Source organism: Phytohabitans aurantiacus, assembly GCF_027923225.1.
Taxonomy (GTDB): domain Bacteria; phylum Actinomycetota; class Actinomycetes; order Mycobacteriales; family Micromonosporaceae; genus Phytohabitans; species Phytohabitans aurantiacus.
This window is the reverse complement of record NZ_BSDI01000087.1, coordinates 17,942-41,429: the sequence shown is the minus strand read 5'-3', so window position 1 is coordinate 41,429 and position 23,488 is coordinate 17,942. Positions and strand designations below refer to the sequence as shown.

The 23,488-nt window shown below is 68.4% G+C and carries 24 protein-coding genes; 12 read left to right on the top strand and 12 right to left on the bottom strand.

Translation table 11 applies throughout. The features are described from left to right. Nucleotides 1–105: 105 nt before the first annotated feature. A complete protein-coding gene (locus tag QMG73_RS43900; RefSeq protein WP_281905813.1) occupies nt 106–1,062 on the bottom strand; it encodes a GlxA family transcriptional regulator in 957 nt (318 codons plus the stop codon). A 156-nt stretch (nt 1,063–1,218) separates the two neighbouring features. On the opposite strand from QMG73_RS43900, the gene QMG73_RS43895 reads away from it, so the two are divergent. The 4 genes from QMG73_RS43895 (at nt 1,219) to folE (ending at nt 4,946) form a co-directional block, all read left to right on the top strand. Next, on the top strand, nt 1,219–1,359 hold the full coding sequence (locus tag QMG73_RS43895) for a hypothetical protein (protein WP_281905811.1): 141 nt from the start codon (nt 1,219–1,221) through the stop codon (nt 1,357–1,359). Nucleotides 1,360–1,417: 58 nt separating this feature from the next. After that, nucleotides 1,418–1,993, top strand: a complete 576-nt coding sequence (gene hpt, locus QMG73_RS43890) for a hypoxanthine phosphoribosyltransferase (RefSeq protein WP_281905809.1) — start codon at nt 1,418–1,420, stop codon at nt 1,991–1,993. Between the two features lie 254 nt (nt 1,994–2,247). Next, complete coding sequence (ftsH, locus tag QMG73_RS43885; protein WP_281905807.1) at nt 2,248–4,263, top strand: ATP-dependent zinc metalloprotease FtsH; 2,016 nt, start codon at nt 2,248–2,250, stop codon at nt 4,261–4,263. Continuing rightward, nucleotides 4,260–4,946: a GTP cyclohydrolase I FolE gene (folE, locus tag QMG73_RS43880; RefSeq protein WP_281905830.1), complete on the top strand. Its 687-nt coding sequence runs from the start codon at nt 4,260–4,262 to the stop codon at nt 4,944–4,946. Before ftsH ends, folE begins: the two co-directional genes overlap by 4 nt. An 8-nt stretch (nt 4,947–4,954) precedes the next feature. Here folE and QMG73_RS43875 read toward each other — a convergent pair whose 3' ends face one another. Genes QMG73_RS43875 through QMG73_RS43865 form a run of 3 tightly spaced genes read right to left on the bottom strand, consistent with a single transcriptional unit; the run spans nt 4,955 to nt 8,476 of the window. Continuing rightward, on the bottom strand, nt 4,955–5,215 hold the full coding sequence (locus QMG73_RS43875) for a hypothetical protein (protein ID WP_281905806.1): 261 nt from the start codon (nt 5,213–5,215) through the stop codon (nt 4,955–4,957). A 10-nt stretch (nt 5,216–5,225) separates the two neighbouring features. Next, complete coding sequence (locus tag QMG73_RS43870) at nt 5,226–5,891, bottom strand: hypothetical protein (RefSeq protein WP_281905804.1); 666 nt, start codon at nt 5,889–5,891, stop codon at nt 5,226–5,228. Beyond that, nucleotides 5,888–8,476, bottom strand: a complete 2,589-nt coding sequence (locus QMG73_RS43865) for an FtsK/SpoIIIE domain-containing protein (RefSeq protein WP_281905822.1) — start codon at nt 8,474–8,476, stop codon at nt 5,888–5,890. Before QMG73_RS43865 ends, QMG73_RS43870 begins: the two co-directional genes overlap by 4 nt. A 197-nt stretch (nt 8,477–8,673) precedes the next feature. On the opposite strand from QMG73_RS43865, the gene QMG73_RS43860 reads away from it, so the two are divergent. Continuing rightward, nucleotides 8,674–9,111, top strand: coding sequence for a hypothetical protein (locus QMG73_RS43860; protein WP_281905801.1), 438 nt, complete (start codon nt 8,674–8,676; stop codon nt 9,109–9,111). Between the two features lies 1 nt (nt 9,112). On the opposite strand, the gene QMG73_RS43855 is transcribed toward QMG73_RS43860, so the two are convergent. The 7 genes from QMG73_RS43855 to QMG73_RS43825 form a co-directional block, all read right to left on the bottom strand. Further along, nucleotides 9,113–9,694: a hypothetical protein gene (locus tag QMG73_RS43855; RefSeq protein ID WP_281905820.1), complete on the bottom strand. Its 582-nt coding sequence runs from the start codon at nt 9,692–9,694 to the stop codon at nt 9,113–9,115. Between the two features lie 11 nt (nt 9,695–9,705). Beyond that, the gene (locus QMG73_RS43850) at nt 9,706–10,824 is read right to left on the bottom strand and encodes a M23 family metallopeptidase (protein WP_407676947.1); all 1,119 of its coding nucleotides are present in this window, start codon (nt 10,822–10,824) and stop codon (nt 9,706–9,708) included. A gap of 11 nt (nt 10,825–10,835) precedes the next feature. Further along, nucleotides 10,836–11,306 (bottom strand): hypothetical protein, encoded by a 471-nt coding sequence (locus QMG73_RS43845; protein WP_281905798.1) that lies wholly within the window; start codon nt 11,304–11,306, stop codon nt 10,836–10,838. A gap of 84 nt (nt 11,307–11,390) precedes the next feature. After that, nucleotides 11,391–13,307 carry an MFS transporter gene (locus QMG73_RS43840; protein ID WP_281905796.1) on the bottom strand — a complete coding sequence of 639 codons (1,917 nt, stop codon included), beginning with the start codon at nt 13,305–13,307 and terminating at the stop codon, nt 11,391–11,393. After that, on the bottom strand, nt 13,308–16,775 hold the full coding sequence (locus QMG73_RS43835; RefSeq protein WP_281905794.1) for an ATP-binding protein: 3,468 nt from the start codon (nt 16,773–16,775) through the stop codon (nt 13,308–13,310). It abuts the gene before it with no gap. A 34-nt stretch (nt 16,776–16,809) separates the two neighbouring features. Next, nucleotides 16,810–17,172: a hypothetical protein gene (locus QMG73_RS43830; RefSeq protein WP_265252341.1), complete on the bottom strand. Its 363-nt coding sequence runs from the start codon at nt 17,170–17,172 to the stop codon at nt 16,810–16,812. Between the two features lie 14 nt (nt 17,173–17,186). Continuing rightward, complete coding sequence (locus tag QMG73_RS43825; RefSeq protein WP_281905792.1) at nt 17,187–17,501, bottom strand: hypothetical protein; 315 nt, start codon at nt 17,499–17,501, stop codon at nt 17,187–17,189. A gap of 276 nt (nt 17,502–17,777) precedes the next feature. Here QMG73_RS43825 and folP point away from each other — a divergent pair, with 276 nt between their 5' ends. The 7 genes from folP (at nt 17,778) to QMG73_RS43790 (ending at nt 22,420) form a co-directional block, all read left to right on the top strand. Further along, nucleotides 17,778–18,620, top strand: coding sequence for a dihydropteroate synthase (gene folP, locus QMG73_RS43820; RefSeq protein ID WP_281905791.1), 843 nt, complete (start codon nt 17,778–17,780; stop codon nt 18,618–18,620). Beyond that, nucleotides 18,620–18,982: a dihydroneopterin aldolase gene (folB, locus tag QMG73_RS43815; protein ID WP_281905789.1), complete on the top strand. Its 363-nt coding sequence runs from the start codon at nt 18,620–18,622 to the stop codon at nt 18,980–18,982. The genes folP and folB overlap by 1 nt, the downstream gene beginning before the upstream one ends. Continuing rightward, complete coding sequence (gene folK, locus QMG73_RS43810; protein WP_281905787.1) at nt 18,979–19,503, top strand: 2-amino-4-hydroxy-6-hydroxymethyldihydropteridine diphosphokinase; 525 nt, start codon at nt 18,979–18,981, stop codon at nt 19,501–19,503. Before folB ends, folK begins: the two co-directional genes overlap by 4 nt. Nucleotides 19,504–19,556: 53 nt before the next feature. Further along, entirely contained in the window at nt 19,557–20,024 is a 468-nt protein-coding gene (locus QMG73_RS43805) for a DUF3180 domain-containing protein (RefSeq protein WP_281905818.1), read from the top strand. A gap of 172 nt (nt 20,025–20,196) precedes the next feature. Continuing rightward, nucleotides 20,197–21,534 carry an ABC transporter permease gene (locus QMG73_RS43800; RefSeq protein WP_281905785.1) on the top strand — a complete coding sequence of 446 codons (1,338 nt, stop codon included), beginning with the start codon at nt 20,197–20,199 and terminating at the stop codon, nt 21,532–21,534. A gap of 47 nt (nt 21,535–21,581) precedes the next feature. Continuing rightward, entirely contained in the window at nt 21,582–21,878 is a 297-nt protein-coding gene (locus tag QMG73_RS43795; RefSeq protein ID WP_281905782.1) for a hypothetical protein, read from the top strand. 47 nt (nt 21,879–21,925) lie between these two features. Next, nucleotides 21,926–22,420, top strand: a complete 495-nt coding sequence (locus QMG73_RS43790; RefSeq protein WP_281905781.1) for a hypothetical protein — start codon at nt 21,926–21,928, stop codon at nt 22,418–22,420. A 78-nt stretch (nt 22,421–22,498) separates the two neighbouring features. On the opposite strand, the gene QMG73_RS43785 is transcribed toward QMG73_RS43790, so the two are convergent. Next, nucleotides 22,499–23,488: an ABC transporter ATP-binding protein gene (locus tag QMG73_RS43785; RefSeq protein ID WP_281905779.1), complete on the bottom strand. Its 990-nt coding sequence runs from the start codon at nt 23,486–23,488 to the stop codon at nt 22,499–22,501.

Here is a 23,488-nt window from a genome sequence, read left to right as displayed (position 1 = left end):
ACCGCAGCGATCTGGCACAACTGGCACACCGGCCAACCGATCATGCGATCCCTGACCGCCTACGACCACTGACCCCTTGGAATCGATCATCTAGGTGGCGGCTGGTTAGGCGGCTCGGTCGCGGAACGTCGCGCGGTACGCCTGCGGGGTCGCCTTCACGCGCTTGGTGAAGTGGTGCCGCATCGTGGCGGCATCGCCGAAGCCGGCCCGCGTGGCGATCGCCTCGACGCTCAGCTCGGTGTCTTCGAGCAGCTGCCGGGCCAGCAGCACGCGCTGGTTGGTGATCCAGTCGTGCGGGGTCGTGCCGGTCTCGGCCCGGAACCGCCGGGCGAACGTGCGCGGCGCCATGTGGGCCTTGGCCGCCATCTCCTCCACGGTCACCGGGTGGTCGAGGCTGCTGATCAGCCAGGTCAGCACGGGTTCGAGCGTGGGCGCCTGCGGGGTCTTCGCTATCGGGGCCTCGACGAACTGGGCCTGGCCGCCGTCGCGGTGTGGCGGCACGACCATCCGCCGGGCGAGCTTGGTGGCGAACGCCGAGCCGTGCTCCTGCCGCACGAGGTGCAGCGCCGCGTCGATGCCGGCCGCCGTGCCGGCGCTGGTGAGTAGGTTGCCGTCCTGCACGTACAGCATGTCGCAGTGAACCCGCGCCTTGGGGAACCGCTCCTGGAGCCCGTCGACGTGCTTCCAGTGGGTGGTGCACTCGCGCCCGTCGAGCAGGCCAGCCTCGCCGAGCACGTACGCGCCGGAGCAGACACTGAAGATGTACGCACCACGGTCGCTGGCGCGCTTGATCGCCTCCAGCACCGAGTCGGGCACGAAGGCGTCGTCGGCGTGCGCGGGGACGGCGACGAGGTCGGCGTCTTCGACCGGCGTGAGGTCGGCACCGGGCGAGATCTCGAAGCCGGACTTGCAGCGCACCGGCTTGCCGTCGGCGCTGCACAGGTCGAAGCGGTAACCGGGAAAACCGTCGGCCGTGCGGTCGGTGCCGAAGACCTCGCAGAGCACGCCGAGCTCGAACGCGGCGACCCCGTCGAACACGATGACGGCGACTTTGTGAAGCATGCCACCAGCGTAGCGCAGGCTTGGCAGGATTTTTAGGGGTGATGGCATTTCTGCCACTGTCAGTGCGGTGACGTCCGGCGGAAACTAGATACAGACGTCCGGTGCGCACCGGCGGCGAACCTCAAAAAGACACTCGATCAAGAAGGTTGTGCCGCCATGGAACTCCTCGTTTTCCTGCTGTTTTTCGTATTCCTCGCCCTCGCCTCGCTGTTCGGTTGGACCAAGGACAGCCGCGACTCCGCCGACTGGAAGCCGTCTGAAGGCGGACGGAGGCGTTCCCGCCCCCGCATGTCCTGACCTGCCGAGTTTCCGCCCCCGGCGACGTGCCGAAACCCGCGTACGGCAGGCTTAGAGCATGGCTGACGGCTCCTGGTACGACGCCGACATCGATCACGTGATCATCACCGAAGCGCAGATCCGCGAAAAGATCGAAGAACTCGCCAAGCAGGTGTCCGCCGACCACGCCACGGTCGAAGGCGGGCTCCTGCTGGTCTGCGTGCTGAAGGGCGCGGTCATGTTCATGGCCGACTTCGCCCGCGCGCTCGGCCGGCACGGTCCGGCCATCGAGTTGGAGTTCATGGCCGTGTCCTCCTACGGCCAGGGAGCCACCTCGTCCGGGGTGGTACGCATCCTCAAAGACCTCGACCGCGACATCGCCGGCCGGCACGTCGTCGTCGTGGAAGACATCGTCGACTCCGGGCTGACTCTCTCGTGGCTGCTGAAGTACCTGGCGTCCCGCTCGGCGGCGAGCGTCGAGGTGGTGGCGCTGTTCCGCAAGCCGGAGGCGGTCAAGGTGCCGGTGGCGGTGAAGTACGTGGGATTCGACATCCCGAAGGAGTTCGTCGTCGGCTACGGGCTCGACTTCGCCGAGCGCTACCGCGAACTGCCGTACGTCGGCGTCCTCAAGCCCGAGGTGTACGCCCGCGCGTGAGTATGCTGCGGAAACAGTAGTTCGATAGAACCCACAGCGTACTCTCAGAAAGCGCTGCGACCTGCGCGGATGTGGGCATCCCGCTTTCTGGGACGCCCTATTTGCCGGGATTGAATGGGGGCTGCCGCATCCGAGGACCGCGGGCGGCCACGTGGGGTGTACCTTCGAATGACCGATGGCATGGTCTGTCGGGCAAACCAGACGGTCAGGACGTCGATCAGGAGGATCCGGGCGCCGCAGCGCTCGATAACAGTATGGAACGTACGCGTTTCTTCCGCCGACCGGTGGTCTGGATCATCCTGGTGATCATCGGAGCGATAGCGCTCAGCTCCTTCTTCACCAGTGGTCCCAGCTACCACAAGGTCGATACATCGGTCGCCCTCGACCAGCTCAACAACAAGGGCAACATCAAGAAGGTCGTCTTCAAAGACAAGGAGCAGACGCTCCAACTTGACCTGAGTGGCCCTGAGCAGTTCGGCGACACCAAGACCGACAAGATCCAGGCGCAGTTCCCCTACGAGGTGGGCGCCGAGATCTGGAGCGACGTCCAGGACGCCCAGAGCGCCGGCCGGGTCACCGGTCCGGTCACCACCGAGGTCTCCGAAGACAGCGTCTTCCTCACCCTGCTGGTCAACCTGCTGCCCATCGCGGTACTGGTGATCCTCCTGCTGCTGTTCATGTCGCAGATGCAGGGCGGCGGCTCCCGGGTGCTCAACTTCGGCAAGTCCAAGGCGAAGATGATCACCAAGGACACGCCGAAGACCACCTTCGCGGACGTGGCCGGTGCCGACGAGGCCGTCGAGGAGCTCCACGAGATCAAGGACTTCCTGCAGAACCCGGCGAAGTACCAGGCGCTCGGCGCGAAGATCCCGAAGGGCGTGCTGCTCTTCGGCCCGCCCGGTACCGGTAAGACGCTGCTCGCCCGCGCGGTCGCCGGCGAGGCAGGCGTGCCGTTCTACTCGATCTCCGGTTCGGACTTCGTCGAGATGTTCGTCGGCGTGGGTGCCTCCCGGGTCCGCGACCTCTTCGAGCAGGCCAAGGCCAACGCGCCCGCCATCGTCTTCGTCGACGAGATCGACGCCGTCGGCCGGCACCGCGGCGCCGGCATGGGCGGCGGCCACGACGAGCGCGAGCAGACGCTCAACCAGCTCCTCGTCGAGATGGACGGCTTCGACACCAAGGGCGGCGTCATCCTGATCGCCGCCACCAACCGGCCGGACATCCTCGACCCGGCGCTGCTGCGCCCGGGCCGCTTCGACCGCCAGATCGCCGTCGACACCCCCGACATGGAGGGCCGCAAGGCCATCCTCCGGGTACACGCCAAGGGCAAGCCGTTCACCCCCGACGTCGACCTCGACGCGGTGGCCCGGCGCACGCCCGGCTTCACCGGTGCCGACCTGGCCAACGTCATCAACGAGGCAGCGCTGCTGACCGCCCGGCACAACAAGCGGGCGATCACCAACGACAACCTCGAAGAGTCGATCGACCGCGTGGTCGCCGGCCCGCAACGGCGCACCCGCGTGATGAGCGACCACGAGAAGAAGATCACCGCGTACCACGAGGGCGGGCACGCGCTGGTGGCGTACGCGCTGCCGCACTCCGCGCCGGTGCACAAGGTGACGATCCTGTCCCGCGGCCGGTCGCTGGGCCACACGCTTGTCCTGCCGACCGAAGACAAGTACACCCAGACCCGCGCCGAGATGATCGACACGCTGGCGTACGCGCTGGGCGGCCGGGCGGCGGAGGAACTGGTCTTCCACGAGCCCACCACCGGTGCCGGCAACGACATCGAAAAGGCCAGCGCGCTCGCGCGGGCCATGGTGACCCAGTACGGCATGAGCTCGAAGCTCGGTGCGGTCAAGTACGGCACCAGCGGCGACGAGCCGTTCCTCGGGCGCACCATGGGGCACGAGCGGGACTACTCCGACTCGGTCGCCGCCGAGATCGACGGCGAGGTGCGCGCGCTCATCGAGCTGGCGCACGACGAAGCGTGGGAGATCCTTGTCGAGTACCGCGACGTGCTCGACAACATCGTGCTGGAGCTGATGGAGCGGGAGACTCTCTCCCAGACCGACATGGCCCGCGTCTGCGCCCGCGTCGTCAAGCGGCCGCCGATGGCGCCGTACAACGGCTTCGGCAAGCGCCAGCCCTCCACCGAGCCGCCGGTGCTCACACCGTCGGAGAAGGAGGCGCTGCAGGCGCAGGCGCGAGCCGATGGGGCCGAGGCGACCGTGGGCGGTTCGTCGGCCAACTCGGACGGCGTCCACTGAGCACCGAGGCGTACCCAGGGGCGTCGTCGACGGAGCCGAACGGCGACGGTGACGACGCCCTTGACTATCTCGCCGCGCGACTGGTCGACGGCAAGCTGACCGGCACCCCGGTCGAGCACGCCGTCGACCTGGCACGCATCGAGAAGGCGGTTCGCGAGATCCTCATCGCGGTCGGCGAAGACCCCGACCGCGACGGGCTCATCCGCACGCCGGCCCGAGTGGCGCGCGCCTACGCCGAGCTGTTCGCAGGGCTGAGGGTCGACCCCGCCAAGGTGCTCACCACGTCGTTCGAGGCCGACCACGAAGAACTGGTACTGGTGCGCGACATCGAGGTGATGAGCCTCTGCGAGCACCATCTGCTGCCGTTCCGGGGCGTCGCACACATCGGCTACATCCCCGGCGAACATGGTCGCATCACCGGCCTGTCGAAGCTCGCCCGCCTGGTCGAGGTCTACGCCCGCCGTCCACAGGTGCAAGAGCGCCTCACCGCTCAGATCGCCGACCTGCTGATGGCCAAGCTCGAGCCGCGCGGAGTCATCGCCGTACTGGAGTGCGAGCACATGTGCATGGCGATGCGGGGCATCCAGAAGGCCGGCAGCAAGACCATCACGTCGGCGGTGCGCGGCATCCTTCAGCGCGACGCCAAGTCGCGCGCCGAGGCGATGAGCCTCATCATCGGCTGACTGTTCGTTCAGACAGTGAGGCGATAGCGGTCGGCGGAGTCGATCGCGCCGCGAGCAAGGGTCTGCGCCTCGTCGAGGCGGTTCTTCGCCTGCTCCAGCCGCGAGATCGCGTCGAGCACCGTCGGATGGACCGAACCCACGGCGGTCAGCCGCAACCGTGCCAGCGCCTCGTCGAGCTGGTCGGACACCCCGCGTAGCGCGGTCACCGCCCGGTGGGTCTGGTCGACCGAGGCCGCCACGTGCGCCTTGACCTCTTCCACATTCGCCATTCGCTTACCCCTAGTTGAACAGGCTGAGCAGGCCCACGCCCATGCACGTCACCAGTACCGGCGCGAAGCAGACCGCGATGCCGAGCAGTGGCGTACGGTCCACTGTGCCCTCCGGCGACCGGTCGAACGACCAGCCGATCGTCAGCCAGCTCAGCCCGAACGCCGCCGCCGGCATGGTCAGCCCGCACAGCACGGCGAACAGCGGCAACTCGGTGCCGGCCGTGGCGTACAGGGCCACCTGGACGATCAACACGACGAAGCCGAACGGCCCGTACACCATGAGGTTACGCAGCCACACCGGCGTCTCGCCGCGTGCCGTGCCCTGCTGAACGGCCAGCTGAGCCGCCCCGGTCACGACCGCGCGGGCGCTCTCCAGGGAGGCACGCACCGGTACCGGACCACCAGCCATCGCCTGGGCCGCGAGCGACACCTCGGACGGTGACGGCGAGAGCTCCGCCTCCGGTACCCCCATCTGGAGCAAACGGCCGCGCTCAACGCCCAGCCGGGCGCGCAGCGCCGACAGCTCCTCGCGCGCGCGGTGAGCGGCCTGCGCCTGCTCGCTGGCGGCGGTGGCCGCGCCCCGGCGCACCGCGTCGAGACGGCGGGCCGCCGCGACATAGTCGTCCCAGGCGTCGTTTCCGTCCACGCCGTTCGTCTTCCGCTCCGGGCTTTTCATGTGTCTCGCTCCGGGCGTACGTACGGGACGATCACGGTGGTGCGGTCGGCGTGCCGGTCGTACATGAGGGCTCGATTGGGCCGGTGCTGCCAGTCGACCTGCTGGCCGAGGAGCAGCGACACGTCGTTGCCGGGCACGTTGAGGAACACCAGACCGGCGACGTCTTCGCGTGCCGCGCTGCCGCCCACCTCTTCGGTGAACCGCCGCAGGCTGCGCCACCACGACAGCAGGTGCAGCCCCTGGCCCGGCCCTTCGCGCAACAGGTGCCGCAGCCGGTCGGTGGGCAGCCCGCCACGGCTGATCGCGTCCATCCCGAAGACCACCAGGTACCCCGGCTCGTCGCTGTCCAGCGCTTTGCCCAGCCGGGCGCCGTCGACCCGTTCCGCGGTGTGCCGGCGAGCGAGGTCGTCCGCCAGCGCGCTCGCCAACTCGTCGCCGTCGGCGACCAACGAGGCGATCACGAACCGTGCGCTTCCCGGCGCGTGATAGGCCGCCACGCTGCGCGCGGCCGCGTCCAGCACATCGGCTCCGAGCGCGCTGGGACCGAGTACCGCCAGGTGACGGCCGGGCGAACTGTCGAGCGGGAACGCCGCACTCGACAGCGATACGTCGATGGTTCGCCCCACCAGCGCGGTTGGCCGGCCGCCGGCGCCCTTGAGCACCGCACGGTACGTGGGATCGTCGTCGAGGTACTGGTGGGCGTAGCCGGCGAAGATCTTCGGTGGCTTCCCGGCCTTGTCGCGCTCCTCCCACAGCTTGTGGCGTATCGCCGCCAGCTCCGCCTTGTCGCTGTGTGGATCGGGGAACCGGACGGTGCGTTCGTGACCGCGGGTCGCGCCGCGTGGACCGCCCAACCCGCCCGCTGTGTTGACCACGGCGGTGCCCAGCGGCAGGCCGGCGGCGGCGTCGTTGGTGGGCTCCAGCACGTCGCCGCCGCCAGGCAGGGCCACTCTGACGGGGAACTGCCCAAAGATCGAGTCGCGCTTGTCGTACAGGGCCTCGACGCCCAGCGCGGTCTGGCTCGACAGGATCAGGTGGATGCCGTACGAGCGGCCCTTCCTCGCCAGCGACTCCAGCAGGCTCACCGCCTCGGCGGTCAGCGGCCCGGAACCCGTCAACAACACCTGGAACTCGTCGATCACACAGATGATCCGCGGCAACCCGTGGTGCTCGCGCAGGTCGGCGAAGCGCGTCACGCCCGCCTTCTTGTACGCCACCGAGCGGCGGGTCATCTCGGCGTCCAGCTCGCGCAGCACCGCCAGGCCGTACTCCCGGTCGGACTCGATGCCGACCGCTCGCGCGTGCGGCAGCCAGGTGCGGTCACGCTCGCTCGGCACGAACTCCGCGAAGGAGACGCCCTCCTTGAAATCAAGCAGGTACAGGGCGAGCTCACTAGGCGCGTACCGGGAACAGAGCCCGTACAGCACGTTGACGAGGAAAGCCGTCTTACCGGCACCCGACCGGCCGCCGATCATCCAGTGTGGAGTCAAGTCGTTGAACTGGACCGTCACCGGAGTGTCGTTGTCGAAGCCGACCGTGGTGGCCAGGCCATCCACCGACTCCTCGGCCCACAACCCTTCGCTGTCCTCAGCCAACAAGTCGCTGAGCCGCAGGCGGGCGCTCGCGGCGGAACGCTCCGACAACTCGCTGCACACCCGCTCGAACAGGTGCGGGGGCGGATCGTCGTCGAGGAAGACGGGGGCGTTGAGGCCGTTCGCGGGAGTCGACGGCGTGGGATTGCTGAACGAGGCGCCCGGCGGGTCGCTGACCAGCGCGTACGGGTTGCGCAAGGCGATCATCGTGGCGCGCGGCAGAGGCTGCTGGGTGGTCTCGGCGGTCAGCGGCGGCGGTGGCCACCCGGCGACCACCAAGTGCAACCCGGCCTCGGGGCCGTGCTGCGCCAACGCCGCGATCCGGGCCAGATCGGCGCCCTCCGTCAACTCCGGCAGGCTGGCGATCGCGAGCAGCAGAGTGCGGTCGCGCCGCGCGTATCGAGCCGTGGCCGGCCGTGCTGGGCGTACCCATTGCTCCGCCTCCGCCAGAACGGCGCGCAGGCCCGTGCGGTCGGTGACCGGCGGCGGCATCAGGCCGGCGTCCGCGAGCGGCGCGAAAGGCGCGAACACCAACCCCGCGCCCGCCGCGTCGATCGCCCGGACCAGCAACGACCCGGCCGGCGCCGCGGCGAGCAGGCGCAGCAGTACCGCCCGCAGCAGGCCAGCGACGCGTGGATCACGAGCGTCGGCGTCGATCGTGAGATGGCCGGTGCCCAGCAACGGCACGATCGCCGGGAACCGGGCATCGTCAAGCGGCTGCGCGGTGCCCACCCGCACGAACTGCGGCTGCCGCGGCCCGCCCAGCGGAGTGTCCTCCGATTGGGCGTCCAAGGGCGCGCCCAACCACCCTGGAACCAGCACGGCCGCAGCCGCCCGGAGGCGCTCGGCGAGATCGTGCTGCTCGCGCTGATCGGGCGGAGCGGGCCGGAAGGACTCGAGCGCGGCAGCGGCAGCGGTGGCGGTGGCGGCAGCCTGACGATGCAGTGCGGCGGCCTGGCTGATACGTGCCCTCGCGCTCGCCACGCCGTCCACCTCCTTTGGAGTGAGACGGTATCCCAGCCGGCTGGCATCTTCGCGCACGCGCCGCCGTTTACCGTCGGCAATGCCGTTCGATGTCTGATTTGAGACATTATGGCGGCGGTGCGTGGAACCGATAACCTCGATGTGTGGACGCAGCCCAGCAGCCCGGTCGTAGCGCGCCCGCCCCTCGTGTGCGGAAGGGGCGGCTCGTGTTGATGATGGTGGGTGGGTTGGTGGCGCTGCTCTGTCTCGGGGGAGCGGGGGTCGTTTTCGTCGCCTACCGCGAAGCCACCGAACCAGACCGCTCCGCCCCCGACGTAGCCGTAGACAACTATCTCCGCGCCTACCTAGTCGACCGCAACCAGGTTCGGGCAGAACAGTATGTATGCGGTCAGCCGAGTCTTGAATCTGTAGCGGCGTTACGTTCTGAGATAGACCGACGCGAGAAGGATTTTAACGTTTCGGTACAGCTGACCTGGGGATCATTGTCAGTTTCGGAGGCTGGTGATCAGGCGCGCCTCGTTCGTACAGATTTGACCGTCGCCAGTTTTGCCGACGGCCAGGCTCGTGCCCGACGGGTTGAGACTTGGGAATTTCGAACCGTGGACGAAAGCGGGTGGCGGGTTTGTTCGGCGGCTAAGGTGTAGATCACTCGAGCCACAGGAGGTTGGTTGAGATCTCCAGAGTCCGCGGAGACTGACCACTCCAACCCCACCGATACCATTCCAACTCCGTAGCAACCCGCAGACAAACATCCCCATCCGCACTCGCATACATCTCAGTAACCGCCCGCAGATCGCGCCGCTCCACCCCATCAACCACCTGCACAACCCGCCGCCCAGTAACCCGAATCCCATCGGCGATCGGCACAGCCTCCCGCCGCGGCGGCGCATCCAGCGAAACCAACCGTGAGACCACATCCGGCAGCGGCTGGTCGAGAGAAGCAAGCACCTCCACCCACACCCGATCAACCGGCACCAACGGCGCGAACACCTCGATCTGTTCCGCCTCCGCCTTGTACCACTCATGCTCGGGAATCACCGGAACATAGGTGCGACTTCCCTGGACCACCTTTTCATCGGCCCGCAGATCACCCCGCCACCCGAATCCGGGCAACCCGACAATGACGCGCCGCCCTCGCAAATCCTCTCGGGTGGCCGCTGGCGTAGGAACTATCGACCGCGGCGGCTGCGGCGCCCAGCCAGACTGTCCACCGAATGCGTCCGGCATCGGTTCGCGGCTCACGGCTTTCCACCGAGCGGCGCGCCGTTCTCCCGCATGAACTTCGCCGGATCGACCTCATCACCCTCGCGCGGGTCGTACACCTCGAAATGCAGGTGAGGTCCCGATGAATGTCCACTCGTTCCCACGACGCCGATCTCCTCACCCGCGGCGACCATTTGACCAACCCGGACCTTTGGCCGCGTCACCATGTGGCAGTACATGGTGACGAAGTCGCCCGCATGGCGGATCTTGACGTACCAGCCACACCCTGGCGTGGATGGTGACCCGTCACGGTTGCACAGCCGGCCGGACCGGTCGACGTCGCAGGCTGCGGTGATCACCTGTCCCGCGGCGGCCGCGCGGATCGGCGTGTACCGGCTCGCCCCCAGATCGACACCGTCGTGGTCGGGCCGTTCGGCGGTACGGAAGCCGGAGACGACAAGCGCACGAACCGGGAGCGTCCATCCGGAGGCGGCGATCTCACCGGCCCCGGCACACCGCGCGGTGGTGCTGTTGCCGGCGGCACGTCCGGCGCCGCCGGTGAGCGCGTTCACGATTTGGGTCGCGAGCGGCTCATGCTTCGCGTACGCGTCCGGAAATGCGCTGATCTGTACCTTCTGTGCGGCGTCGGTCAGCGCCATCCGCTCCCAGCCTTTGACGGTGAGAAGCTTCTGGTAGAACTTGCGCGCGGCGTACTCAGGATCCTGGATCTGGCGCGCCGTTCCCCAGCCTTGGCTGGGCCGCTGCTGGAACAGGCCGACCGAGTCGTGGTCGTTGCGAGCACCCAGATGCCCAAGGTTCGAAAGCGCGGACTCCTGCATCGCGGTGGCAACCGCGATCACCCAACCGCGAAACGGTACGCGCATTTCCGCACCCACCTTGATGATGGCGGCCGCGTTGCGGATCTGCTCTTCGCCGTACGGACCGATGCTGCTGATTTTGCCGTTGGTATCGACGAGGCCGTTTTCGCCGCACCCGAAGGCGTTGTTGAGAAGGTTGTCGTCTTCGCCAGCGAGCTCGGTGAGAAAGTAGGAGCTCACGCCACCACCGCAGCAGAGCAGCGCCAGAGCGCCGACGAGGGCGACCACGAGAGCGATGCGGCGCCGAGGGCGTCGCGGCCGGTCGATACCAGCCAAAAGCGCATCGCTCACGCTCGCTCCCAATCCACGCCGTCGACGAGCCACCGTCCGTCCGTTGTGGTGAGCCGCAGCCGCAGCCGGCCCGAATCCACCGGAATGGCCACGTCGACCACGTTCTCCGCGTATGGGATCACCGTCGGATCACCGGTGAGGCGATCAGCTGGAACGACGGCAGGGTCGACGCCTGACAGCTTTGCCGCCAGATTCTCCGTGCAATGTGGAAGCAAGCCCGCGTACCAGTCGTCCGCGGATACATCGAGGTGATCCACCCACGCCTGGGCGAACGCCTTGGCCACCTTCGCGGGGGCGGCCGTGCCGGGACTTACGTAGGGTGACGGCACCACCTGGGGCGAGGCAAGGCCATCGTTGGGCACGGTCGGGCTGACCGTCACGATCGGCTGCTCCGGCGCCCCGGCCAGCCCGGACCCGATGTCGGCCGAGTTCGAGAACACATTCGCCGCACCAACGATCACCAACACCACGACAGCTAGCAACAGAGCCACTCCAACGCGCGATCGCAGGAATCCCCGGACGATCAGCTGGAGGGCCCGACGCACGCTAATTCACCTCGCTTCGGCGCGTATCCGCGGCGTTGGAGCCGGTGCCGTCGCCGGCTCCCCGTCTGGCCGGTAGATGGCATAGGAGGGCGTACTCTCCGGAACATCAGGCTCCGACCACTCGACCGGACGTCGCGTGCGTGAGGGCGCTGGCCGGCGAGAAGGCCCAGCGCCGCCAGTCACCTCGTCGTCCCGCTCACGGCCATCTGGGCGACTCGTCGCGGCGTGCGAGGGATCCTCATGGCGGGCCTCAGGTCGCAGGCTGGTCTGCTCGACCACGACCTGGCGACGCTTTCCACCCTGTGGCTCACTAGTACCACCGGGCTCGGAAACGTTGAGCTTGGCCGCTTCCCGCATGTCACGGAAGAACCGCCGGTGCCACGAGCCGGCCGACGTCACAGCAGCGGTGCTGTCCTTGCCGCCCAACTGCGTGATCCGGCGGTACGGGCGCAACAGCAGCCAGCCGACCACACCACACAGCCAGACGAGCACCACCTGAAGCCAGCCCGGCAAAGTGGGAGTACTCATGATGAGGTCCACCGCGAACAGGTAAACGGCCGCGCCGGTGCCAAAGATCGCGATGTTGAAAACAGCCGCCACGACCGCGTTGGCCAGCCGCCGCAGCCCCGCGCTCGCCGGCCGCATGAGCCCGACAGTGCCAAGGATCGGCGCAGCGATGACAGCCCACCTGAATATCAAGAAACCAAGCAGGACGAGCAGCGACGCCGTAAGGTCGAACATCGCAAACAAGATCGCAGCGAGCATGGCAATAAACCCAGCACCGATACGCTCCATGTCTTTGGTGCCTTGGAGATACTCGTACGCCTCCGGATCCTCGGTCTCGATTGCCTTGGCGACCTTCATCCATTGTTGTTTCTTGGCATCAATCGTTGCTTGACGTGTCGCCGTGTTAGCTCTGAGCTTTTCCGCTTCTTCCCACGTAATTGACTTGGCGTCATAAAGGGCTCGGCCATACTTCTTGGCTGTTTCGCTATCGGCGGAACCAAGGACGCCGCGTAGCCAGTTTCGATAAAGCATCGTTTCTGTCGCGGTATCACTTGCTCGAACCGCGGGTGGTCGATTGTCTGTGCAAGCGCCGGGCGTGGGGTCGTCGCATTGTTCTGCAGGTACGTCCCTGGCCCTGGGGCCGACGGCATCGTGAACTACACCTAGTGTGCTGACGAGCGTTGAATCCGCAATGTTCGCTGACCGAACTGGCCAGGCCGCAATTGCAGTGACCGCAATCATGACAAACAGCGCCCATCCGGCAGTTGTCATGGCGTTGCTCATGTCGGATTGACGGGATCGCCAGATTAGATAGAGGCCAACGACGCAAAGTGTCACGATGCCGAAGGTGCTGAACACCTTCTCGTAGATCGCTTTTGTTGCCTGATCGACGAGGGGGTCCGCCCAGCCCCACATTGACTGGGGATTCCAGGCAATTTCCCGTAACGCGTTTGAGGCTCCAATGATCGCTGTCGCGATCATAAACTCTCCGTTGGCTACAGTTGTCGTGAATCTGTACTCGGGATTGGTTATACCGGATATGCATCCCGTTTTCAGGTCGTAAGTGTTGTAGCTATAACCGGCGTAGCCGTAGTCGCTATAGAGACCTCTGGGACCGGGCTGTTTGGCGGAATCCGGCCGGCTCGCGAACCAGCCTGCGAGGCCGGCATCTGGCGTGCTTGGATTCGGTGCTTCACGACATTTAGAACCGTCATCGACGACAGCTTCCAGTTTGTTTACGCAGGCTCGGAAGTCGGCTTGCCACTCCTTGGTGGAGCAGAGATCGCCCGGAGCCTGCGCAGGCACGGGGGCGGCTGTTGCGGGCTGGACGGGCCAGCTGATCGAGGCGACCGCCCCCACGAACACCGCAAGAAAGAACGCGACCGCGCGCGGAGCGAAGCGCAACCGAGGGCGCATTCACACCTCCAGGTCGTCGCTGCTGGTGGGCAGGTTGGACTGTGTGGCGGTTACGGCCGCCGGCGTCGTGTCGAGGTGGTCCAGCAGTCCTTCGACGTACGACACGTCCACCCGTATTTTTTGTACTCGACCGTCTACATCTCGCATGACGAACTCCCGGAACCCCAGCCGTGCAGCCGATGAAGTGTCCACATTAGACAACGAAGCCAATGTCGCCTCGTAGCCGTCGTTGACCGGTACGCGGAGAAGGCGTAGCGCCTCGGACGCGATCTCGACGTCTTCGGCGATACGGCCGACGAAGACGGTGGAGACCAGGTTCTGGACGTCCAGGCCGAGGATGTCGCGGGGGTTTTGCGACGCCACGAGCGCGGCCAGGTTCCATTTTCGGGAGTCGCGGGCGAGGCGTACCAGGAAGGAGCGGCCGGAGCGCCAGCCTTCCATGAAGTGTGCCTCGTCCAAGCCTACGAGTTTGCGGGAGGACATCGAGCCGCCGTAGCAACGGCGGACGGCCAGGCGGTGGGCGGTGTGCAGCATGGGCAGTGCGAGGGCTTCCTCGGCTGACCAGTACTCGCGCTCGATTTTCAGGTCGGGCAGCCGCAAGCCTGCCATCGTGATGACGGTCAGTGCGGCGTCGGCGCCGAGCAGGCCCTCTGGCGGGCGCCCGAAGAAGAGTAGCGCTAGCGGCATCTCGGCGGTGTCGAGGAGCAGGTTGGCGAGTTCCTTGCCCTCGTCGTTGTCGAGCTGCTGCAGGCACGCTACGACATCGTCCAGTGTGGACGTCTCTTCGGCGGGCACCTGGCGGACGGCGTGACGCAGGAGGGTCGCCGTCGACGCCTCGCGGGCGACCTGCGGCGGCACCAGCATGGAACAGATGTCCTGCACGAGCATTCTGCGCTCGGCGCGGGCGTTGGAGACGGCGATTTCGAACTCGCGGTCGCCGGATGCCCCGGTGGCGAACTCGGAGCGCAGGGGCGTCGGGATCAGCGAATACGGTGCGAGGGTGCCGTGCTCGGAGCCGGTGAGGTTGAGCACTCGTGCGTATGGCCGCAGCTCGGGCATGGAGCAGAGCCGTGCCAGCGGGCCGGACGGGTCGAGCAGGGTGACCTGTACGCCACGCCGTGCGGCTAGATAGCCCAACGCACCCAGCAATGTGGATTTTCCACCACCGGGCTCGGCGACGAAAACCGCCAAGCCTGAGCGTTCCCGCACTTCCATCGGGAAATGGAGGTCGAGGAAGACGGGCCGGCGGCAGGTGCCGGCGGTGCGGCCGATGAGGTCGCCGCGCCGGTCGCCCACTGTGGACGCCGCCTGCGGAAGGGCGGCGGCGAGCAGCTTGACGGGCATGCGCCGGATGTAGCCGGTGTTGGCGATTGGCTCACCGGGGATGAACTCGCGCGCCAGCCAGTCCTGATTCTTCGGGTGCTGCAGGGAGATGCGCAGCTCTCGGGAGTACAGCTGGATGAGCCTGCGGGCCCGCTCCAGGCACTCCTCGCGCGTGCGACCGCCCACGGCGATGCGGTGCCAGCCGTGCGCCCGTGCGGATTCCACCGGCAGGCCGGTGGTCATTTCGTCACCGATGACGAGGGCGCGCTTGGCGAGCCTTTCGAGCTCCGGTGGAGCGTCGATGCCGTGCTCGGCGTAGTCGAGCTGCTGCGAGCGGATCATGCGCAGCCGGTGCTCGAGGTTCTTGAACGAGTCGCCGGGCCCCAGCAGGTCGATCCGCGACGAAAGCTCCATCGGCCACGGCAGCCGCTCGTGGAAATGCATCCACGGCTCGTGGCGCTCAGGAATCTCCAGCGGCTCCATGCGCCCGACGGCCAGCACGGCGACGTGCCGCTCCTCGCCGGTCATCCTGTTGACCAGCTTCACCGTGGAGCCGTACGGCGTCCGGTACCGCTCGATCTGCTCGGTCATCGCGAGCAGGTCGCCGCGTTCCCAGCGCCCGTCGGTCACCGGCGAGAGTGCGGTCGGCGGCGCCATGCAGAGCGCCACGGAGCGGTACAGCAGCCATTCCAGCTCGTGCGGCGTGACCTGGCGGCCGCGCATGCCGAACGCGCCGAGTACCTCGTCGAACTGCTCCACCGTCCGGCCGAGCTTGCGCCGCTCGCCTTCGGCCACGCCCCGCCCGAAGGCGCGCAGCAGCCGTTCCGCGAGGGAATCGCCCAGCTTGCGCCGCGCGAACGTCACTCCCAGATAGGTCTGGCCCTCAGCGTGGTTCACCGAAAGCAGGTGGCGCTGCGCCGCGACCAGGTGATCCGACCACGAGTTGCCGCCCGTCGCCGCGCCCAGCGGGTGTGGCGTGTGCATGTCGACGGTGCGTGCCCACTCGTCGGCCGGGAACGGGCGCGTCGTCCGGCGCAGGTGCAACCGGAACCCAGCCAGACCCGCGTACTGCTCGGAGATGGCGGAGAGCAGGGCCTCGCGCTCGGCGTCCGGGCGGAAGGCCCACCGCACTTCGGGCAGCCAGTACCAGGCGGTGACGGTGTTGGGGGTAAAGGTCAGGTGGCCGGCGATCTCGGTGATCGCGAGATCCACCGACGGGTCGCGGTCAGAGAACTTGATCTTCGGCGCCTTGACCGGCGCCGGGCGCCGCTCCGACCGGCGTTCGGCCTTCTTCTGCGGCTGCCGCGCGGGCGCCTTCTCCTCCGGGCGCTGCCGCCGCTCCGGGCGCCGCTCGACCTGCCGCGCGGGCTCCGCCGACGGACGCGGCGCCAGCGACTCGCCGGCCCGCGACGCGACCGACTCGCCGGCCCGCGACGTGACTGACTCACCAGCCCGTGGCGTGACGGACTCGGTGGTTCGCGGCGCCAGCGCTTCGGCGGTTCGCGGCGTGGCCGATTCGGCTGTTCGTGGCGCCAGCGCGTCGGTGGCACGCGGCGCCAACGCTTCCGGCGTCCGCGGTGCGAGGGCTTCCGACGGGCGTGGAGCCGGGGGCTCCGACTCGCGGACCGCCGGCAGGTTCGCGGCCGCCAGTTCCGGATCCGGAGCCGCGTGGCGTCCGCTTCGCGCCTTCTGCGCGGGCGTCGGCGACGCGTTCGCCGGTCCATCAGCATCGTGTACCGCTGGCGTCCGTTCCCCCGTTGTCTGGCGGCTCGGCGTCCGGGTCGGAGTGGCGGTGCTGGCGGCGTCCGCGGGCGGGGCGACGGGTGCCGGCGGTGCGGGCGACGGGCGGCTGGCCGGTCCGGCGAAGAGGTCCAGGAACGGCGAGTCGATGTCGGCGTGCTCCACCTCGTTGCGCGGGCGGGCACCCGGCGGAGGTGGAGGCGTGGGACGGCCGCGCGCCGGCTTGGGCGCCTGGAATACGGCGACCGCGCCATGATCTGGGCTGGTCACGAGGTCGCCGTCGTCTTCGAGGGCGTCGTCATCGTGGTCCGACAGCGGGTAGTCACTTGGTCGCGCTCCGTTACCTCTCGTGCCGGCTGGCATGCCGACCGGACGAGAGGAGCCCGGTGTGGAGGGTGGGGTCATGCCGATGCTCCCCGCAGAAGGGTGTGATGGCGACTCATACCAACTCCTCCCGGACCTTGATCCGAGTGGCGACGAGGCGCGGGTCGCGCTGCTCGACGGCGGGCTCGCGAGTGCGGCGCCAGTCGGTCAGGGCGGTACGGATGACCATGCGAGCGGGGCGGTCGGGATCTACGTACCGGAAGATGAAGGACGTGGTCACGATGGCGAGTGCTATCTCCCATGCGGGAAACAGCTCCACCTTGAACGTGAACAGGTAGTGGATGAACACGTACAGCGGCACGAGCAGCATGAAGACGCCGTACTGTGCGTACGGCAGGTGGACGGGCAAGGTGTACCCCGGCGGGCCGAGGTAGACCAGGCGTGCCCGGTAGATGTCGTCATCTGTGCGCAGCCGCATGTCGAGCCCGCGACCTACTCGAAGATCAGGTCGATGAGGTAGTCGCCGACGAAGAACAGCGTCGCCGCGCCGGCGATGAAGGCGAGGCCCACGATGGCGATCGCCGAACTCGTCAGCACCTTCGAGATCTCGCCCTTGCTGGCTCGCCCAATGAAGATCACTCCGAGCACGGCGAGGAGAATCGGAGCGACCTTGCTGGCGAAGAAGCCGACGACACCCTCTGTGTCGATGCCCTTGGGCTCCGGCTCCGCGGCCAGTATGAGATTGAGCGCGTCCCCGGCGTGCGTGGTCGTGGACCACGCCGCTGTGACGAGCTCTATGGCGTTCATGGGTGGAAACCTCCCCGGTCCGCGTCCGCCCGGCAGTGGGAGTCAGATCACTGTCTGCTTATCGCCCACCACTCATGGTGAACGTTTCTGGGCTGTTTGTCCTGGTTTTTGCCCATCTCCTCATGCCACGACGATGGAATGACCAGTAGTTGCAAAGCGTACGGGGCACCCCCCTTTCTGCCAAGCTACGAAGACTGTGGCCCATGGTGGCGCCGTGGCCCATGGTAGCCGTCATCGAACATACGTGCTAATCAGGTGCGACGGTACCGTCAGTTCGTGACTGATCTGTTGAGTCCCGCTCACCCGGTCGTGATGGGAGTTCTCAACGTAACGCCGGACTCGTTCTCCGACGGCGGACGCTATGTGTGTCTTAACGACGCCGTCGAACACGGCCTGGAAATGCGACGTCAGGGCGCACACATCATCGATATCGGTGGTGAGTCCACCCGTCCCGGCGCCGAGCGTGTCGACGCCGAAACCGAGGCCGGCCGGGTACTGCCGGTGATCCGTGAGCTGGCCGCCGCCGGGGTGCCGATGAGCATCGACACCACCCGGGCGAGCGTGGCCGCGGGCGCGCTGGAGGCGGGCGCGACCCTGGTAAACGATGTTTCCGGCGGCCTCGCCGACCCGGCCATGGGCAAGGTGGTCGCCAACGCCGGCTGTCCATGGGTCCTCATGCACTGGCGCGGTCACTCCCGGCACATGCGGGAGCTGGCCTCGTACGCCGACGTGGTGACAGAGGTCAAGGCGGAACTGCTGCAGCGGGTCGACGAGGCAGTGGCCGCCGGGGTGGCCGCCGAACGCCTGGTCATCGACCCGGGGCTGGGCTTCGCCAAGACGCCCGAGCACAACTGGCAGCTGACCCGGCGGCTCGACGAGCTGCTCGGGCTCGGGTACCCGGTGCTCTTCGGCGCCAGCCGCAAGTCGTACCTGGGCGCCCTCCTCGCCGGGCCCGACGGCGCGCCGCGCTCGGCCGATGAGCGGGAGGCCGCGACGGTCGCGACCAGCGTGCTCGCGGTGGCGGCGGGCGTATGGGGCGTACGGGTGCACGACGTACGCGCCACGGTGGACGCGCTCGCGGTCTGGCAGGCGTCCGGCGCACCTAAGCTGGCGCGCTGATGGACCGGATCAAGCTCACCGGGCTGCGCGCCCGCGGCCGCCACGGTGTGTACGACTTCGAGCGGGCCCAGGGGCAGGACTTCCTCGTCGACGTGGAGCTGGAGCTGGACCTCACCCGGGCGGCCCGCTCCGACGACGTGGCCGACACGGTGCACTACGGCGAGCTGGCAGAGCGGCTGGTCGCCGTGGTGGCCGGTGAGCCGGTCAACCTGATCGAGACACTGGCCGAGCGCCTCGCCGAGGTGTGCCTCTCCGATACCCGGGTCGAGGTGGCGACCGTGACGGTGCACAAGCCGCAGGCCCCGATACCGCACGAGTTCTCGGACGTGGCCGTCACCATGCGCAGGGAACGCCAGCTGTGAGTCGGGCCGTACTGTCGCTCGGCAGCAACCTCGAAGACCGGTACGAGCATCTGTGGACGGCGGTCCGCGGGCTCGACGACGTGCTGCTGGTGGTGTCCGGCGTGTACGAGACGCCACCGTGGGGCGATGACGATCAGCCCGCGTACCTGAACGCGGCGGCGCTGGTACACGATGATGCCGCCGGCCCGCGCGACTGGCTGGACCGGGCCCGCGCCCTTGAGGCACGTGCCGGGCGGGTCCGCGACCCGGAGCGCCGGTTCGGACCGCGCACGCTGGACGTCGACGTGATCGCCGTGTGGGACGACGCCGGCGAGCCCGTGCGCAGCGACGATCCCGAGCTGACCCTGCCGCACCCGCGCGCTCACCTGCGCGCGTTCGTGCTGCGGCCGTGGATCGACATCCAGCCGTACGGCCAGCTGCCCGGCCACGGCTGGCTGACCGACCTGCTCCAGGCCGAACCGGTCGCGGGCGACGCCCTCGCTGTCAGCCCGCGCCCGGATCTGCGGTTAGAGTCGAGGTAATGGAACCGCAGTCTCCACCGCAGGACAGCGGGTCGGCGCCCGAGCGTCCAAGGATGGGCCCGACCCGGCCCGCCACCCTTCTCGTGGCCGGTCTGGCCGCCGCGGCGGTGTCCTGGCTGATGATCAGCCGCTTTTACGGAAACATCCCGGCGCTGCCGTGGCTGCCGACGATCACGATCGCGGCCCTCGCCTTCCTGGAGGGGTACGTCGCGGTCAACACCCGGGCCCGCATCGAGCGCAAGCCCGGCCGCGAGCCGGTCGATCCGCTGGCCGTCGCGCGGTACGTCGTCCTCGCGAAGGCGTCTTCGCTGGCCGGGGCCATCTTCGCCGGCACGTACGCGGGCATTCTCGGCTGGCTGCTGATCGAGCGCACCCGGGCGAGCTCGAACGACATCCCCGCGGCGACGGCCGGGCTGGTGGCGTCGCTGGCGCTCGTCGGCGCCGCGCTCTGGTTGGAGCGATCCTGCCGGGTGCCTGAGCAGCCAGATAGTGAGAAAGAATCGGATAAGCCGGACAAGTAGGCTGCGTCCCGGCCGCTGACCGGCCACCGGGGGTGACGTCCCCGGGGTCCGCCGAGTACGGTGCGGCTGCTGGGCTCTTTCCGTGGGGACGGATTTCAATCCGTCGAGCGTCCCTATCCGTACAGCTATGCGGCGCGGAACGGGTCCCGAAAGAGCACAGGAGGCGCGCGACATGGCGTACGACGAGCCGTCCTTCCGGCGGCGGGACACGGACCCCATCGTGTCCGGTGGACTCCGCGAAGACACTCGGTTCGGCTCCGACGCCGGTTTCGGCTCGGCCAGTGGCGGCTACCAGACCGGCAGCTTCCCGGTGGCGAACGAGTTCCGGGAACCCGACCCGATGCAGACCACCCAGCGGCGCGCCGTGTCACCGGCGGCTCTCGGTGACGTCTTCGACGACCCGACGCACGGCGAGCCCGGGCGCGACCGGATCGCGGTACACGTGGCCTGGGAGGTCGTGCTCCTGATCGCGGCGGGTGGCCTGGCCTTCCTGCTGTACCGCGAGGACGCCAGCGCCCTGCGCGGCGCGGCGCTGGACGCGCTGCTCGTCTCCGCGGCCGCCCTCGGCCTGCTCGCCGTGGGTGCGAGCCTCGCGCTGCGGGCCGGCGTGCCCAACCTCGCGCTCGGGCCGGTCGCCGTCGCCGCGGGCCTGCACTTCGCGGAGCAGGGCGACCGCGGTGTCGTCACCGCCGCGGGAGAGGCCGCCGTGGCGGCTGCGATTCTCGGTGCCCTCATGGCGGTCGTAGTGGTCGGATTCCACGTCCCTGGCTGGGCGGGCACTCTGGCCGGCACGCTGGTGGCGATCGTCTACATCCAGCAGCGCCTGGCACCGGTCAACCTGCAGGGTGAGTGGGACCCCACCGAATACGCGCTGTATCTCTTTGGTGGCGTGGCGGCACTGTCCGTGATCGGTGGACTCATCGGCACGATCAAACCGGTACGCCGTGCGGTCGGGAGGTTCCGGCCGGTGGGCGACCCCGCCGTGCGCCGGGGCGGGCTTGCCGCGGCGCTGACCGCCGGCACCCTGATCCTCTCGACCGCCTTCGCCGCCGTGGCGGGCATCCTGATCGCGGCCAGCACCGACGGCCCGGTCGTGCCGGCGACCGGCCTGGAGTGGACCGGCCTCGCGATCGGGGCCGCGCTGCTGGGCGGCACCAGTGGCTTCGGCCGGCGCGGGGGCATCCTCGGCACGCTGCTGGCCGTCGTACTGATCACCGTCTTCCTCGTGTACGAGGACAAGATGGGCTGGGACATCTCGAAGTTCGCGATCGCGGCGGGCGTACTCGTGGCCGGGCTGGTCGTCACACGGCTGGTGGAGACGTACGGCCACCCGCGCTCGGCGCGCGACGGGTACTACGACGAGGAGGAGTGGACGCCGGAGACCACGGCGACCCCCTCGGCCGGGTGGAGCCAGTCGGATCGGCAGGACTCGTGGTCGTCGCTGTCGGCGCAGCCGCCGGCCGGGCGGGCCGACCAGTGGGACAACGATCGGTGGGGTACCGGCCGGTGATCCGGCCAGCCGTCGGGCGCCGCTGATCAGCCGCGTAAGCTCCACTCATGGCCGGAGTCACGTTCGCCGAGCTGGACGCGCTGTCGACTGAGGACCTGCGTGAGCGGGCCTTCGCGCTTGCGCGCCGGCGCCGCGATGTCCGCTTCTTCTGGTCGGTGCTGCGGCACCTGCCGCACGCCGACGACGTCGAGAAACTGGACGGCTCGCCCAACTCGGTGGGGCCGACGATCGACGAGGCGGTCGCGCTGTGGCGCGAGTTCACGGGCCACGGCTACGACGACGAGACCGAGCCGCTGCTGCGGGCCGCGTTCATCGACTATCTGCTGAGCCATGACGCCGCCTGAGTGATCGACAGGTTTGAGCGCGGCGCCACACGGGGCAATACGGCGCCATGGTGCTCACAGCCACTCGTTATAAGACCGCAACCGGTGCGGGCACGCTAGCCGCGCTGGTGCTGGTGCTGGTCTTCGGCAGTCCCTGGTACCGGGACTGGGCCGCGGACAACACTGATCCGAACACGGCGGGCGGCTGGTTCCTGCGCCTGCTCACCTGGCCAGCGTGGAGTGTCGACTCGGACCAGCCAGCCCGGGACCTTCTCTCCACCAACCTGCGGGCCATCCTGGTCGTCGTCTTCACCGCCCTGTTCCTCATGGCGTTGCCCGGTTCGCAACTCGCCCGGGCGCGCGGCACGCTCAGCCAGTTCTTCGCCGGCTGGGCCGCCTTCATCTTCGCCGGTGGCGCCGCATCACTGCTCGCGGCGCTGATCCACTCCAACCCGTCGCTGCTGGGCGCCTTCCAGGCGGCCGGCTCCGGCGCCACGTACGGGCTGTTCGTCGGCTGGATCGTCGGCGCGGCCACCCTGGGCGGCAGACGCGGCACGGCTTGACGCCGCTCACCCTGAATCGTGATCAGGGCGTCCCTCAAGTCGCTTTAACGACTTGAGGGACGCCCTGATCACGAGAAACTACCCGGCCGACTCGGCCGGGTAGTCGATGCTCAGTACCCGATGGCGGGTGAGCAGGCCGACCGGCTGCCCGTTGTCGGTCACCTTGGCGTTGTCGGAGTTACTGGTGAGCATCGTCGCGAGCGCGTCGTACAGCGACGAACCCAGGTCGACCGCCGGGTACCCGTCGAGGCCGTCCCCTTCGGACAGTGGGCTCAACATCTCGCGGCTGATCGGCGTGACCGCCAGCCGGCGGATGCCCCGGTCGTCGCCGACGAACTCGCGCACGAACGGGGAAGCGGGCTTGCCGAGCAGGTCGGCTGGTGTGGCGTACTGCTCCAGCTTGCCGCCCTCGGAGAGCACCGCGATCCGGTCGCCGAGCCGCACGGCCTCGTCGAGATCGTGCGTGACCAGCACGATCGTCTTGCGCACGTCTGCCTGAAGCCGCAGGAACTCCTCCTGCAACCGGCCGCGCACGATGGGGTCGACGGCGGAGAACGGCTCGTCCATCAGCAGTACGACCGGGTCGGCGGCGAGCGCGCGTGCCACGCCGACCCGCTGGCGCTGCCCGCCCGAGAGCTCCTGCGGGTACCGGTCACCGAACTGTCCCGGGTCGAGCCCGACCAGTTCGAGGAGCTCGTCGGTGCGCGTGCGGATGCGGGTCTTGGGCCACCCGAGCAACCGCGGCACCGTGCTGACGTTCGTGCGGATCGTCTGATGTGGAAAGAGGCCGACGTTCTGGATGACGTATCCGATCCGGCGGCGCAACTGGACCGGATCGGCCGCGGTGGCGTCTTCGCCATCGATGAGGATGCGGCCGCCGGTCGGCTCGATGAGCCTGTTGATCATCCGGAGCACGGTCGACTTGCCGCATCCAGATGGTCCGATGAGGACCACCAGCTCGCCGGCCCGCACCTGAAGGCTCAGTCCGCCGACGGCGACGGTGCCGTCCGGATACTGCTTGCGAATGCCGTCGAGTTCGATCGAGGCAGCTGTCGGGGTAACGTCCAC

Coding starts and splice junctions, on each gene's coding strand:
- QMG73_RS43900 (WP_281905813.1), bottom strand. CDS start 1,062: ATGCTTCACAAAGTCGCCGTCATCGTGTTCGACGGGGTCGCCGCGTTC.
- QMG73_RS43895 (WP_281905811.1), top strand. CDS start 1,219: ATGGAACTCCTCGTTTTCCTGCTGTTTTTCGTATTCCTCGCCCTCGCC.
- hpt (WP_281905809.1), top strand. CDS start 1,418: ATGGCTGACGGCTCCTGGTACGACGCCGACATCGATCACGTGATCATC.
- ftsH (WP_281905807.1), top strand. CDS start 2,248: ATGGAACGTACGCGTTTCTTCCGCCGACCGGTGGTCTGGATCATCCTG.
- QMG73_RS43875 (WP_281905806.1), bottom strand. CDS start 5,215: ATGGCGAATGTGGAAGAGGTCAAGGCGCACGTGGCGGCCTCGGTCGAC.
- QMG73_RS43870 (WP_281905804.1), bottom strand. CDS start 5,891: ATGAAAAGCCCGGAGCGGAAGACGAACGGCGTGGACGGAAACGACGCC.
- QMG73_RS43855 (WP_281905820.1), bottom strand. CDS start 9,694: ATGCCGGACGCATTCGGTGGACAGTCTGGCTGGGCGCCGCAGCCGCCG.
- QMG73_RS43840 (WP_281905796.1), bottom strand. CDS start 13,307: ATGCGCCCTCGGTTGCGCTTCGCTCCGCGCGCGGTCGCGTTCTTTCTT.
- QMG73_RS43835 (WP_281905794.1), bottom strand. CDS start 16,775: ATGACCCCACCCTCCACACCGGGCTCCTCTCGTCCGGTCGGCATGCCA.
- QMG73_RS43830 (WP_265252341.1), bottom strand. CDS start 17,172: ATGCGGCTGCGCACAGATGACGACATCTACCGGGCACGCCTGGTCTAC.
- QMG73_RS43825 (WP_281905792.1), bottom strand. CDS start 17,501: ATGAACGCCATAGAGCTCGTCACAGCGGCGTGGTCCACGACCACGCAC.
- folB (WP_281905789.1), top strand. CDS start 18,620: ATGGACCGGATCAAGCTCACCGGGCTGCGCGCCCGCGGCCGCCACGGT.
- QMG73_RS43805 (WP_281905818.1), top strand. CDS start 19,557: ATGGGCCCGACCCGGCCCGCCACCCTTCTCGTGGCCGGTCTGGCCGCC.
- QMG73_RS43800 (WP_281905785.1), top strand. CDS start 20,197: ATGGCGTACGACGAGCCGTCCTTCCGGCGGCGGGACACGGACCCCATC.
- QMG73_RS43795 (WP_281905782.1), top strand. CDS start 21,582: ATGGCCGGAGTCACGTTCGCCGAGCTGGACGCGCTGTCGACTGAGGAC.
- QMG73_RS43790 (WP_281905781.1), top strand. CDS start 21,926: ATGGTGCTCACAGCCACTCGTTATAAGACCGCAACCGGTGCGGGCACG.